At 58.6% G+C, this 12,716-nt stretch carries 10 protein-coding genes and 1 CRISPR repeat array; of the genes, 9 read left to right on the plus strand and 1 reads right to left on the minus strand.

Annotated features, from left to right (window positions below):
* The 3 genes from B9Z45_RS12635 to priA all read left to right on the plus strand — a co-directional run.
* The coding region (locus B9Z45_RS12635; RefSeq protein ID WP_304481800.1) for a uroporphyrinogen decarboxylase family protein at nucleotides 1-136 on the plus strand (136 nt) is incomplete at its 5' end.
* A 120-nt stretch (nucleotides 137-256) separates the two neighbouring features.
* Nucleotides 257-490 carry a hypothetical protein gene (locus tag B9Z45_RS12640; RefSeq protein ID WP_108407584.1) on the plus strand — a complete coding sequence of 78 codons (234 nt, stop codon included), beginning with the start codon at nucleotides 257-259 and terminating at the stop codon, nucleotides 488-490.
* Between the two features lie 42 nt (nucleotides 491-532).
* Nucleotides 533-2,653: a primosomal protein N' gene (priA, locus tag B9Z45_RS12645; protein ID WP_108407630.1), complete on the plus strand. Its 2,121-nt coding sequence runs from the start codon at nucleotides 533-535 to the stop codon at nucleotides 2,651-2,653.
* 116 nt (nucleotides 2,654-2,769) lie between these two features.
* Here priA and B9Z45_RS12650 read toward each other — a convergent pair whose 3' ends face one another.
* The gene (locus B9Z45_RS12650; protein WP_108407631.1) at nucleotides 2,770-3,738 is read right to left on the minus strand and encodes an AEC family transporter; all 969 of its coding nucleotides are present in this window, start codon (nucleotides 3,736-3,738) and stop codon (nucleotides 2,770-2,772) included.
* Between the two features lie 295 nt (nucleotides 3,739-4,033).
* On the opposite strand from B9Z45_RS12650, the gene cas9 reads away from it, so the two are divergent.
* From cas9 to B9Z45_RS12680, 6 genes are all read left to right on the plus strand, one after another.
* Nucleotides 4,034-7,072 (plus strand): type II CRISPR RNA-guided endonuclease Cas9, encoded by a 3,039-nt coding sequence (gene cas9 / locus B9Z45_RS12655; RefSeq protein WP_233252192.1) that lies wholly within the window; start codon nucleotides 4,034-4,036, stop codon nucleotides 7,070-7,072.
* A 13-nt stretch (nucleotides 7,073-7,085) separates the two neighbouring features.
* A complete protein-coding gene (locus B9Z45_RS12660) occupies nucleotides 7,086-7,292 on the plus strand; it encodes a hypothetical protein (RefSeq protein ID WP_108407586.1) in 207 nt (68 codons plus the stop codon).
* 20 nt (nucleotides 7,293-7,312) lie between these two features.
* Nucleotides 7,313-8,239 carry a type II CRISPR-associated endonuclease Cas1 gene (gene cas1 / locus B9Z45_RS12665; RefSeq protein ID WP_108407587.1) on the plus strand — a complete coding sequence of 309 codons (927 nt, stop codon included), beginning with the start codon at nucleotides 7,313-7,315 and terminating at the stop codon, nucleotides 8,237-8,239.
* A gap of 6 nt (nucleotides 8,240-8,245) precedes the next feature.
* Nucleotides 8,246-8,575, plus strand: a complete 330-nt coding sequence (cas2, locus tag B9Z45_RS12670; protein WP_199221902.1) for a CRISPR-associated endonuclease Cas2 — start codon at nucleotides 8,246-8,248, stop codon at nucleotides 8,573-8,575.
* A gap of 65 nt (nucleotides 8,576-8,640) precedes the next feature.
* A CRISPR array of direct repeats spans nucleotides 8,641-10,062; the repeat unit is 36 nt; unit sequence AGTCTAGACGATTGGGAAATGCGCTCTGACCGGAAC.
* 66 nt (nucleotides 10,063-10,128) lie between these two features.
* Nucleotides 10,129-12,216: an ATP-dependent helicase gene (locus tag B9Z45_RS12675; protein WP_108407589.1), complete on the plus strand. Its 2,088-nt coding sequence runs from the start codon at nucleotides 10,129-10,131 to the stop codon at nucleotides 12,214-12,216.
* Complete coding sequence (locus B9Z45_RS12680) at nucleotides 12,213-12,647, plus strand: hypothetical protein (RefSeq protein ID WP_108407590.1); 435 nt, start codon at nucleotides 12,213-12,215, stop codon at nucleotides 12,645-12,647. The genes B9Z45_RS12675 and B9Z45_RS12680 overlap by 4 nt, the downstream gene beginning before the upstream one ends.
* Nucleotides 12,648-12,716 lie beyond the last annotated feature (69 nt).

The raw sequence follows: 12,716 nt of genomic DNA on the forward strand, positions 1-12,716 counted from the left end.
CACCGACCTGACCACCACCGGGCCAACGCACATCTTCAACCTGGGCCACGGCATCAGCCAGTTCACGCCGCCAGAGCACGTGACAGCGCTGGTGGAGGCGGTGCACAGCCATTCGCGTGCACTGCGCCAAAAATGAGCACGCCTTCCCGCAAACTTGCAGCGTTAGCACAATAAAAACAGCGTTTCAAGCTCTTTTTTGAAAAATAAATGGCCTGGGACGCTTGACTTATGCACAAAACTGAAATCTTCGTCTTGCATGCCCAGCTTGTTGGCTAGCCATAAAATCGGTGTATTTACGATCACGCAAGCCATTGATTTCATTGAACTTTTTATCTGCCCATTGGATGTGCAATTTGTTGAAATGCTTGATTTTCAAGGCTTCCAGGGCATCGAAGCCAAGTTTTCAACAAAGTTATCCACAGATTTTCTGGGTCAACCCCAAAATCCTGAAAAATCAACGACTTACACCCCGTTCCAAGAATTCAGCTAACTTTTTGCACTGACCATTTTGCTCAAAAGTACCGAGAACAACGTGAGCACCCACCACTGGATTGACGTCGCCGTCCAGACCCCTGCCCACAGCCAGGTGGGCGGTTTGCTGAGCTACCGCAGCCCCTTTTTGGTGCGGCCGGGTCAACTGGTGCGCGTGCCTTTGGGGCGGCGCGAAGTGCTTGGTGTGGTCTGGGCCGTGCTGGATGACGCGCCAACCGGCATGCCCACATCGGCCGTGCGCGATGTTTTGGGCGTGCTGAGCGATCTGGCGCCTCTGAACGCCGACTGGCGGCAGTTGGTGCAGTTCTCGGCCCAGTATTACCAGCGATCACTGGGTGAGGTCGCCCTGTCGGCCCTGCCCCCACAATTGCGTGACCTGACCCCCGAGCAATTGGCGCGCCGTCTCAAAAAGCAGACCACCGATCGCCAAATTCAAACTGTGCCAGGCCCCGCCTTGTCAGAAGAGCAAAGCAGTGTCCTCGCCAAGATGGCTGAAGGCCTTGGCCCGTTTTTGCTGTTTGGCAGCACCGGCAGCGGCAAGACCGAGGTGTATTTGCAAGCGGTCGAGCGCATGCTGGCCAGCGACCCGCAAGCCCAGGCCCTGCTGATGGTGCCCGAGATCAACCTGACGCCTCAGCTCGAAGAACGGGTACAGGCCCGCTTCGGAACCGAGGCGGTGGTGTCCATGCACAGCGGCATGACACCGGCGCAGCGCCTGAAAGCCTGGCTGGCCGCCCACGCAGGCCAGGCCCGCATCGTGCTGGGCACCCGCATGGCCATTTTTGCGTCTATGCCGCACCTGAAACTGATCGTGGTCGACGAAGAACACGACCCCAGCTACAAACAGCAAGAAGGGGCCCGTTATTCGGCCCGCGACCTGGCGGTCTACCGGGGGCGCCTGCACCAGGCCCCGGTGCTGCTGGCTTCGGCCACGCCCTCGCTCGAAAGCTGGCACCTGAGCCGTCCGGCCGACGAGGACGGGCAGCACGGTGGGCGCTACATTCGACTGCACATGCCCTCGCGAATCGGTGCAGGTGGTGGCACTGGCCTGTTGCCCAAGGTGCGCCGGGTGGACATGAACAAGCAGCCACGCCGCACCGTGCTGTCGGCGCCGCTGGTGGCCGCCTTGCAAGAACGGGTAGAGCGGGGCGAGCAATGCATGCTGCTGCTGAACCGGCGCGGCTATGCCCCGGTGCTGCACTGCGCCGACTGCGGATGGAAGAGCGCGTGCAAGCACTGCAGTGCGTTCAGAGTTTTCCACAAAATTGACCGCACCCTGCGTTGCCACCACTGCGGCCTGACCGAGCGCGTGCCCCGGGGCTGCCCGGACTGCGGCAACGCCGACATCGCCCCGATTGGCCGCGGCACCGAACAATTGGAAGAGCACCTGGCGGAACTGCTGGCCCACGTCAAACGCCCCGATGGCTCACCGATACGCATTGCCCGGATTGATGCCGACACCACCCGCCTGAAAGGCGCACTGGAAAGCCAGCTGGCCTCGGTCCACGCGGGCGAGGTAGACATCCTGGTGGGCACCCAGATGATCGCCAAGGGGCACGACTTTCGGCGCATCACCCTGGTGGCGGCGGTCAACCCGGACACGGCGCTGTTTTCAAGCGACTTTCGGGCGCCCGAGCGGCTGTTTGCCTTGCTCATGCAGGCGGCCGGTCGCGCCGGACGAGATGCCGCCCAAAGCGCTACCAGTGAAATGTGGGTGCAAACCTTTCACCCGCAACACACCCTGTTTGAAGCGCTCAAAAAACACGACTACCCCGCCTTTGCCGCCAGCGAACTGGCCGAACGCACCGCCGCAGACCTGCCCCCCATCAGCCATCAGGCCCTGTTGCGTGCCGATGCCCGCAGCCAGGAAGCGGCTCAGGCCTTGCTGAACGCCGCACGCGAAGCGCTGGAGGTGCAACTCAGCGCGGACCCGGCCACTGCCGATCTGGTGCAGCAAGTCAGCGTGTACCCGGCCGTGCCCATGAGCATGCAACGCGTGGCCGATGTGGAACGCGCCCAAATGCTGCTGGAAAGCCCCTCTCGCATGGCGCTGCAAAAAGCGTTGTGGCATCTGCATGGCGTGCTGCACCAGCTGCGCAGCCAGCCCGAGCACAAAGGCGTGATCCGCTGGCTGGTGGATGTGGACCCGCAGGCGATTTGAACGCGCTGAACGCGCCACCTGCATGAAGCGTCATGCTGCATGCGTCAGGCGTCATGGGCCATGCGTGATGCGTAAGGCAGGTACTGGCGGGGCCAGGCCGCCCAGCACCGTCGACCTCAGGCCTTGAAAAAAGCCACCGCGCCAGAGAACGTCAAAAAAGCCACCGCCGTGGTCATCAAAATGACCCGGGCAATGCGGCCGTTGTCAGCCCCCAGGCGCTCGGCCAAAAGTGACACGTTGCTGGCACTGGGCAAGGCTGCGACCAACACCATCACCTGCAGGGCAAACGGGTCAATCCGGACGCCCCACTGAATGGCGGTCAACCCCACCAGCAAGACCAGCACCGGGTGCAGCACCAATTTAATCAATGAAATCGGCAGGTAATCGGCCATGCGCAAAGGGCCCTCAGGGCGTTCGTGGGCCAGCATTTGCGAACGGGCCAGCACCGCGCCAATAGTGAACAAGGCCACGGGCGAGGCCGCGTCGGCCAGCAAGCCCACCGTTTTGGCCACCGGTCCAATCAGCACCAGGTCCCAGAAAGAAAACGCCGCGCCCAAAGAAATGGCCCACGGCATCGGGTTGCGCAGCACCCCCGCCAAGGCCTTGCGGGCAGCCACCGCGGCACCGTGCTCCCCGGCCGCATCCATGCGCGACAAAGCCACGCACAAGGATGAGGTGAACACCAGATCGACCACGATGGTGACGATGGCCGGGCCCACCGCCTGCGGGCCGAGCAACGCCACCAGCAAGGGCACCCCCATGAAGCCGGTGTTGGGAAATGCCGCCACCAGCGCCCCCAAAGACGCATCGTTCCAACGAATGCGCCGGTTCAGGCTGATGGCGATGCTGAACCCCACGATCACCGCAGCGCAAAACAAATAGGTGAAAAACACCCCCGCATCCAGCAACTGCGCAATGGGCGTGTCCGACCCAAAGCGGAACAGCATGCACGGCAAGGCAAAAAACAGCACGAAGCCGTTCAGGCCCGGAATGGCCTCCAAAGGCAAAAACTTCAAGCGGGCCGCCAGGTAACCACACAAGACCAGGGCAAAAAACGGAAAAGTGACGCGCAGTATTTCAAGCATGGCCTGATTGTCGGGTAAACCAGTAGCCCCCAAAGACAAGGACAGTCGCAGCGCTGACACGCACTTCTGGATGTCGGTTGTTTCAACCAGTGCACAAGACATTCGGGATACACCCCAAACCATCGGCAGGTCGTCACCCCAAAAGACGAAAGGCCGCATGTAGCGGCCTTTCCATTTGGTGCATCTTTCTGCTTGTTAGCGTCCAGAGCGCATTTCCCAATCGACGAAATGTGGGTTAAATATAGCACAATGGTATTCAACAAAATCTGCAATAGATTGGAATACTGTGCAAAAAATGCGTTACCGACTGGCCCTGGACCTGGGCTCCACATCTTTGGGCTGGGCCATGGTGCGACTCAATGCCCAAAACGAAACCTGCGCCGTCATCAAAGCGGGCGTGCGCATTTTCAGCGATGGCCGCAACCCCAAAGACGGCTCTTCACTGGCCGTTAGTCGCCGGGAGGCCCGCGCGATGCGCCGCCGCCGTGACCGCCTGCTCAAGCGCAAAAACCGAATGATGACCAACTTGCTGCACCATGGCTTTTTTCCGCAAGACGAAACAGACCGCAAAGCACTGGAGACCAAAGACCCGTTTGCACTGCGTGCCAAGGGCCTGGACCAAACCTTGCTGCCCGAAGAGTTTGCACGAGCCCTTTTTCACATCAATCAACGCAGGGGCTTCAAAAGTAACCGGAAAACCGACAAAACAGAAAACGACAGCGGCGCACTCAAGAAAGCCATCGGTCAATTGCGTGAAGCCATGCAGGCTACGGGCTGTCGTACTGTTGGGGAATGGCTCAATGCCCGCCATCAAAGCGGCCTGTCGGTGCGGGCCCGTTACCGTGAAAACCGCATCACCAAAGACGACGGCAAAACCAAAATCGAGAAAAGCTACGACCTCTATATCGATCGGGCCATGATCGAAGCCGAGTTTGATGCGCTGTGGGCCAAGCAAAGCGAACTCAATCCGGCCCTGTTTCACGAAACCGCCCGCGCCGAACTGAAAGACTGCCTGCTGCACCAGCGCCCGCTCAAACCTGTCAAGCCCGGGCGCTGCACACTTTTGCCCGACGAAGAGCGCGCCCCGCTGGCCTTGCCCAGCCAGCAGCGCTTTCGCATTTACCAAGAGGTGAACAACCTGCGCTTGCTGCGCGAGGGTCTGAACGACGAGCCTCTGACCTTGTCCCAACGAGACCTGCTGATTCAAGCACTTGACGCCAACAGCAAACGCAGCTTTACCCAGATTCAAAAGCTGATCGGCTTTTCTGGAAAATTCAACCTACAAGACGAAAAGCGCACCGAGCTTAAAGGCAACAGCACCAGCGCTTTGCTGGGGAGGAAAGAGTTTTTTGGACCGCGCTGGTCCACATGGAGCGAACGACAACAAGATGCCATCGTGAAACAACTTGTATCGCAAGAATATGAAGATCGACTAATTAAGCGTCTTCAAAAATATTGTGGCGTTGACGAAGCCACGGCCGAAACCATCGCCAACGCCCCCTTGCCCGAAGGCTACGGCAGTCTGAGTGTCAAGGCCCTTGAAAAAATCCTGCCCGCCCTGCGAGCTGAGGTCATCACCTACGACAAAGCCGTGCTGGCTGCTGGCTTTGACCACCACAGCCACATCAGCCATGCCGCTACGGGCGAAATCTTGCCCGAGCTGCCCTATTACGGCCAGTACCTGCAGCGACACGTTGGCTTTGGCTCCGGCAAGCCTGAGGACACTGCCGAAAAACGCTACGGCAAGATCGCCAACCCCACCGTGCACATTGGCCTAAACCAGGTTCGCACGGTGGTCAACGCGTTGATCAAACGCTACGGCCACCCCAGCGAGGTGATTGTGGAGTTGGCACGCGATCTCAAGCAAAGCCAAGAACAACGCCAAGAGGAACAAAAACGCCAAGCCGACAACCAGCGTCGCAACGAACGCATGCGCCAAAACATTGCCGACTTGCTGAACACCAGCACGGAACGTGTCAGAGCGGCTGATCTGCAAAAAATGATCTTGTGGGAAGAACTAAGCTTCAATACGGCTGACCGCCGCTGCCCCTACAGCGGCGTACAGATCAGCGCCCAAATGCTGTTCAGTGACCAGGTCGAGATCGAGCACATCCTGCCTTTTTCACAAACGCTGGACGACAGCCTGAACAACAAAACCGTGGCAATGCGCCAAGCCAACCGCGTGAAAGGCAACCGCACCCCCGCCGACGCTGCAGCGGACTTTGCCTCTCAAGGCTGGCCCACGGAAGACCTGCTGCACCGTGCCAGCCTCATGCCCAAAGGCAAGCGCTACCGCTTTGCACAAGACGGCATGGCGCAATGGCTGCGCGAGGACAAAGGCTTTTTGGCCCGCGCATTGAATGACACCCGGCACCTGAGCCGCGTGGCACGTGAGTACCTGAGCCTGATCTGCCCTCAAGGCACACGCGTCATCCCTGGACGCATGACCGCCATGCTGCGCGCCAAGTTCGGCTTGAACGACATCTTGGGGCTGAATGGCGAGAAAAACCGCAACGACCACCGCCACCACGCGGTGGATGCCTGCGTGATCGCCGTGACCGACCAGCGCTTGTTGCAAAAATTTGCCACGGCCAGCGCAAGCACCCGCGAAAAACAACTCAACAAACTGGTTGAGACCATGCCCTTGCCCTGGGATAACTACCGCGACCATGTGCAACGTGCCGTTGACAACATTTGGGTGAGCCATAAGCCTGACCATGGGCACGAAGGGGCGATGCACAACGACACCGCTTACGGCCTGCTCGGGGGTGGTCATGTGCAAGTTCGTAAACGGGTCGAGGGCGTCCGCACCCGTGAAATATCCGCACTGAAAGTGATTGAGTTTTCCGACAGCCAGGCGCACCCACGACACGGCCTCTTGCCCAGTGGCGAACCCAGGCCCTACAAAGGCTACAAGGGCAACAGCAACTACTGCATGGAAATTGTTCGCAACGACAAGGGGAAATGGGAAGGCGAAGTCGTTTCGACTTTTGATGCCTACCAGCTGGTGCGCCAGCATGGTCTGGCTCGGTTGAGGCATCCCACATTGAGTGTCAGTGGCAGGCCGCTGGTGATGCGATTGATGATTGGAGACACTCTTGCGTTGACTACTGAAGACGACCCAAAGATGATTGCCCGAATTACGACGATCAGTGGAAATGGTCAAATTTTCATGGCGGCACACAATGAAGCCAACGTTGATTTCAGAAATCGTGACAAATCAGACCCATTCGCTTACGTTTCAAAAATGGCAGGTTCTTTACAAAAAGCCCAAGGCCGTCGCGTTGGCGTTTCACCAATCGGCGAATTGCGTGACCCAGGCGCGATGTTTTAAAACCGAGAAAACCATGACAAAACTGAAAGACTTTGAACCCGCGCGTTACATTGATAGCGAGGTGGCAGCACAAGCCTACCTTGAGTTGGCCAAACATTCTGGGGACGAAGCCTTACTGATCGCAGCGACAAATGACGTGAGCAACGCACGCAAGCGATGGCTCGATCACCGACCTGATGGTGTCAGCGTATCTGCACACAAGACTTCACCATCTCCATAAATTTATCCAAAGCTTTAGCCATGCTGGGCCGCATCGTCGAAGTCTCCAACGACAAGCGGCACTTGTCGGTTTACCGGGGTTTTATGCTGGTGCACAGCACAGGCGAAGACCGGCAAGAAGTGGGCAGGGTGCCGCTCGATGACATTGCCGCCCTGATCGCCAACGCCCACGGCCTGAGCTACACGAACAACCTGTTGGTGGCGCTGGCCGAACGGGGTGCACCCTTTGTGCTGTGTGCAGCCAACCACAACGTGGTGGGCATGCTCTGGCCCATGGATGGGCACCACCAGCAAGCCCACCGGTTCGAGGCTCAAATTGCCTGCAAAGCGCCCCTGCGCAAACAACTGTGGGCCACCATCGTCAAGGCCAAGTTGCTCAACCAAGCGGCGGTGTTGCAAGCCATGGGGGCGACGCCCGCACCCGTGCAGGCACTGGCCATGCAAGTGCGCAGCGGCGACCCCGACAACCTTGAAGCCCAAGGTGCGCGCAAATATTGGGGCTTGCTCATGGGTCCTTTGTTTCGCCGTGACCAGCAAGCCGACGGGGCCAACGCCTTGCTCAACTACGGCTACACCGTATTGCGTGCAGCCACCGCGCGTGCGGTGGTGGCCGCTGGCTTGCACCCCAGCTTGGGTTTGCACCACAGCCACGACAACAACGCCATGCGACTGGTGGACGACCTGATGGAGCCGTTTCGCCCGGTGATTGACCTGATGGTCTGGAAGATGCAGTTTCTCGGGCCTTGTGTCGTCAACGCCGACACCAAGCGCACTTTGGTGCAATGCCTTTACCAAGACCTGGCCAGCGATGCGGGCCGCACTCCGGTGTTGGTGGCGGTGCAAAAACTGGCCACATCGCTGGCGCAAGTCTTGTTGGGCGAGCGCAAAGCGCTCGACTTGCCTGTGCCGGGTGTGCCGCTGCCCAAGGCGATAGGCCCGGATGATTGACACCCCATGCTCAGCGGATACCGATTGATGTGGATGCTGGTGATGTTTGACTTGCCCGTGGTGGAGGCGTCCGAGCGTGCCGCCGCCACACGCTTCCGACTGAGTTTGCTGGACATGGGTTTTGCTCGTGCCCAATTGAGCGTTTACATGCGTTTTTGCACCAGCCATGCACAGGTGCAAACCTACTGCAAACAAGTGGAAGCGGCTCTACCCAAAGGGGGCCAAGTCAATGTCTTGCAACTGACCGACAAACAGTACGAACGGATCATCAGTTTTCAGGGCAGGCGCAAAGAGCCCGCTAAAAAAACACCCGATCAGTTCGATTTGTTTGGGTAGAAAGGCAATTTTGAAGAGACGAAAACCCAAAAAACCCTTGCAAAACAAGGGCTTATCCTGGGTCTAGTCTAGACGATTGGGAAATGCGCTCTGACCGGAACTTCGCAACCAGTACGCTGCGCATCCACAGGAGTCTAGACGATTGGGAAATGCGCTCTGACCGGAACGTGGATCGCCTCAAGCAAGAGGCCGAAGCCAGTCTAGACGATTGGGAAATGCGCTCTGACCGGAACTTGACTTTGGTGTGGGTGGTGTACATGCATAGTCTAGACGATTGGGAAATGCGCTCTGACCGGAACGGTGATGGGTTGCCAGCGACTGGAGCCACTAGTCTAGACGATTGGGAAATGCGCTCTGACCGGAACACAAACTGGAGGTCTCTGGCGATCCGGCCAAGTCTAGACGATTGGGAAATGCGCTCTGACCGGAACCGCACCAGCTCACCAGAATGTATAACGGCTAGTCTAGACGATTGGGAAATGCGCTCTGACCGGAACTCAAGCGCCGTGATGGTGTCGGAATACTTTAGTCTAGACGATTGGGAAATGCGCTCTGACCGGAACCCATGCTGGCCGCACAAGAGTCGGGTATGGAGTCTAGACGATTGGGAAATGCGCTCTGACCGGAACAGGGCTGCGCGCATGAAGATCGGCTTGCAAAGTCTAGACGATTGGGAAATGCGCTCTGACCGGAACTGCACTTTCATGGGTGCGCCGCCAATGTGTAGTCTAGACGATTGGGAAATGCGCTCTGACCGGAACATTTTGCATCTCTTTAGTTAACCACTTTGGAGTCTAGACGATTGGGAAATGCGCTCTGACCGGAACAATGGTACTCAGCTAGAACATATTGTATTGAGTCTAGACGATTGGGAAATGCGCTCTGACCGGAACTGTATTTGTAGGATTTACAGAACTGATAGCAGTCTAGACGATTGGGAAATGCGCTCTGACCGGAACTCAATCTGCTGTTCTTTGAGCTTGGCAATGAGTCTAGACGATTGGGAAATGCGCTCTGACCGGAACGTCGCCCGCCACCGGCCAGGCCTGGCGCTGAGTCTAGACGATTGGGAAATGCGCTCTGACCGGAACTTGCCGAATACAGTTAGATTCAGTACAACTAGTCTAGACGATTGGGAAATGCGCTCTGACCGGAACGGATGTTCCGTGGGCGACAATTGCGACTGAAGTCTAGACGATTGGGAAATGCGCTCTGACCGGAACTACTGGTCAAAAAGAGCAGATGAACAAGCAAGTCTAGACGATTGGGAAATGCGCTCTGACCGGAACTGCCGTAGCGGTGACCCGCTGATTGCCGAGAGTCTAGACGATTGGGAAATGCGCTCTGACCGGAACCTGAACAAGTTCGATATCCACCAAGATGTCAGTCTAGACGATTGGGAAATGCGCTCTGACCGGAACTATGAAGCTATCTTTGGAATACTGAATAAAAGTCTAGACGATTGGGAAATGCGCTCTGACTGGAGCTTGACCGAGACCAGACCGCTATGATTGCCCGCTTTGCCCTGATTCCTCGACTTCCAACGCCCCTCCATGTCTGCCGGACTGAACAACGCCCAACTCGAAGCCGTGAACTATGTGTCTGGCCCCTGCCTTGTGCTGGCCGGGGCGGGGTCGGGCAAGACGCGGGTGATCACGCACAAGATCGGGCGTCTGATCGAAGCCGGGCTGGAGCCCAAGCGCATCGCCGCCATCACCTTCACGAACAAGGCCGCTGCCGAAATGCGTGAGCGGGCCAAGCAGTTGATTGGCCGCCCCGCCAAGGATGTGTTGATCTGCACCTTTCATGCCCTGGGCGTTCGCATCATGCGCGAAGACGGTTCGTTGCTGGGCCTGAAACCCCAGTTCAGCATCATGGACGCCGACGACGTGGCCAGCATTCTGAAAGACTGCGGCGGCACCACCGATGCGGCCACGGCCAGGCAGTGGCAATGGACGATCAGCCTGTGGAAAAACATGGGCCTGAATGCCGAGCAGGCCGCAGCGCAAGCACCCGACGACAACGCCCGGGTGATCGCCCGCATCATGGCGCTTTACCAGGAGCGTTTGAGCGCCTACCAAAGCGTGGACTTTGACGACCTGATCGGTCTGCCCCTGAAGTTGCTGGCCGAATTTCCGGAAGTCCGCGAGCGCTGGCAGACCAAGATGGGCCATGTGCTGGTGGACGAATACCAGGACACCAACGCGACGCAATACGAGGTGCTGAAACACCTGGTGGGTGAACGCGCCCGCTTCACGGCGGTGGGCGACGACGACCAGTCCATTTACGGCTGGCGCGGCGCCACGCTGGACAACCTCAAGCGCTTGCCACTGGACTTTCCGCAGCTCAAGGTCATCAAGCTGGAGCAAAACTACCGCTCCACCAGCGCGATCTTGCGGGCGGCCAACAACGTGATCCAGCCCAACCCCAAATTGTTTCCAAAAACCCTGTTTTCAGAGCTGGGTGAAGGCGAGCCGGTGCGCGTGGTCAATGCCGTCAACGAAGAACACGAGGCCGAGCGCACCATCTCGCGCATCCAGTCGATCCGCAGCGGGCATTCGCTCGAATCCAAGCACCGCGAGTTCAAGGACTTCGCGGTTTTGTACCGCGCCAACCACATGGCGAGGCCCTTCGAGCAGGCCCTGCGCCGCGCCAACATCCCCTACAAGGTGTCAGGTGGGCAGAGCTTTTTTGACAAAGCCGAAATCAAGGATCTGTGCGCCTGGTTCCGTTTGTGGATCAACAACGACGATGACCCGGCTTTTTTGCGCGCGGTGACCAGCCCCAAACGCGGCATCGGCCACCAGACCCTGGGCCAGCTGGGCACCTTTGCCACCCAATACAAACTGAGCCTGTTTGAAGCCTTGTTTGCGGGCAGTCTGCCCAGCGCAGTCAATGCCCGCTCCGTGGCTGGCCTGCATGAGTTTGGCCGCTACATCAACGACCTGGAACACCGCGCTCGCCAAACCATGGGCAAAGAAGCGGCCCTGGCCTTTTTGCTGGAATGGCTGAAAGAAATCGGCTACGAGCAGCACCTGTACGACGGCGAAGACAACGAAAAAGTGGCCTCGGCCCGCTGGACCAACGTGCTGGAATTTTGCGACTGGATGGCCGGGCGCTGTGGCGGCGAAATCGAGGACGCCACCGGTGCCCAAGCCACCGAAATCAAAAGCCTGCTCGATGTGGCGCAAACCATTTCGCTGATCTCCACACTGAGCGAGCGCGAGAAAGACCAAAACGTGGTCACGCTCTCCACCCTGCACGCCTCCAAGGGGCTGGAGTGGCCGCATGTGATGCTGGTGGGCGTGAACGAGGGACTGTTGCCGTTCAAGCTGGGCGATGACGACACGCACTCGGGCAAAAGCGATGGCCCCATGAGCGAAGGCATTTTGCTGCGCCTGCAAGAAGAGCGCCGCCTGATGTACGTGGGCATCACCCGGGCCCAGCGCAGCCTGGCCGTGAGTTGGACCCAACGGCGCAAAAAAGGCCGTGACACCGTGGCCGCCCTGCCCAGCCGCTTCATTGCCGAAATGCGGCTCGATGAAAACACCACCCGTGAAGACCCACGCGAAAAGCTCAAAGCCTTGCGCGCCGAGTTTGCCCAGCGTGTTGCAGATGCCGCAGCACAGGCCAAACCATGACACGACAAACCAGCCGAACCACCTCAGGCCGCTGGCTTGGCGCCTCGATCGCCTTGCTGGCCCTCAGCGCCTGCAACCTGATGCCCACGCGCAGCGCTTGTCCGACTGCACAAAACTTGACGCCCGAGATGCTGTTCGGCCAATGGACCGTTCAAATCGCAGGCGAAATGCCTTGGGCATTGGCATTGGGTCCGCACCAGGAGCACACAGGCAGCCTGCGTGGCGAACTGACTCAAGGCAATCAGCGCCATGCGGTGGTGGCTGACCTGGACGATGGCGACTTCACGCTGGAAGAAACCCACGACGGCCAGCGCATTGCCGCGACCTGGCAAGGCAGCTTGCCCGCTGCAGGCTGTGGGCGTCAAATTCAAGGCCACAGGACACTGACAGGCCAAAACAGCCGCAGCTTCCTCATCACCCGCACACCTTGATGGCCCCGCATCTGCGGGTGTGTGACCTAACCGGGTAGATGGTGCTGGATTTCTCACGCAAAATACAAG

Source organism: Limnohabitans sp. 2KL-17 (genome assembly GCF_003063415.1).
In the GTDB taxonomy this organism is placed as follows: Bacteria; Pseudomonadota; Gammaproteobacteria; order Burkholderiales; family Burkholderiaceae_C; genus Limnohabitans_A.

Coding starts and splice junctions, on each gene's coding strand:
- B9Z45_RS12640 (WP_108407584.1), top strand. CDS start 257: ATGCCCAGCTTGTTGGCTAGCCATAAAATCGGTGTATTTACGATCACG.
- B9Z45_RS12650 (WP_108407631.1), bottom strand. CDS start 3,738: ATGCTTGAAATACTGCGCGTCACTTTTCCGTTTTTTGCCCTGGTCTTG.
- cas9 (WP_233252192.1), top strand. CDS start 4,034: ATGCGTTACCGACTGGCCCTGGACCTGGGCTCCACATCTTTGGGCTGG.
- B9Z45_RS12660 (WP_108407586.1), top strand. CDS start 7,086: ATGACAAAACTGAAAGACTTTGAACCCGCGCGTTACATTGATAGCGAG.
- cas1 (WP_108407587.1), top strand. CDS start 7,313: ATGCTGGGCCGCATCGTCGAAGTCTCCAACGACAAGCGGCACTTGTCG.
- cas2 (WP_199221902.1), top strand. CDS start 8,246: ATGCTCAGCGGATACCGATTGATGTGGATGCTGGTGATGTTTGACTTG.
- B9Z45_RS12675 (WP_108407589.1), top strand. CDS start 10,129: ATGTCTGCCGGACTGAACAACGCCCAACTCGAAGCCGTGAACTATGTG.
- B9Z45_RS12680 (WP_108407590.1), top strand. CDS start 12,213: ATGACACGACAAACCAGCCGAACCACCTCAGGCCGCTGGCTTGGCGCC.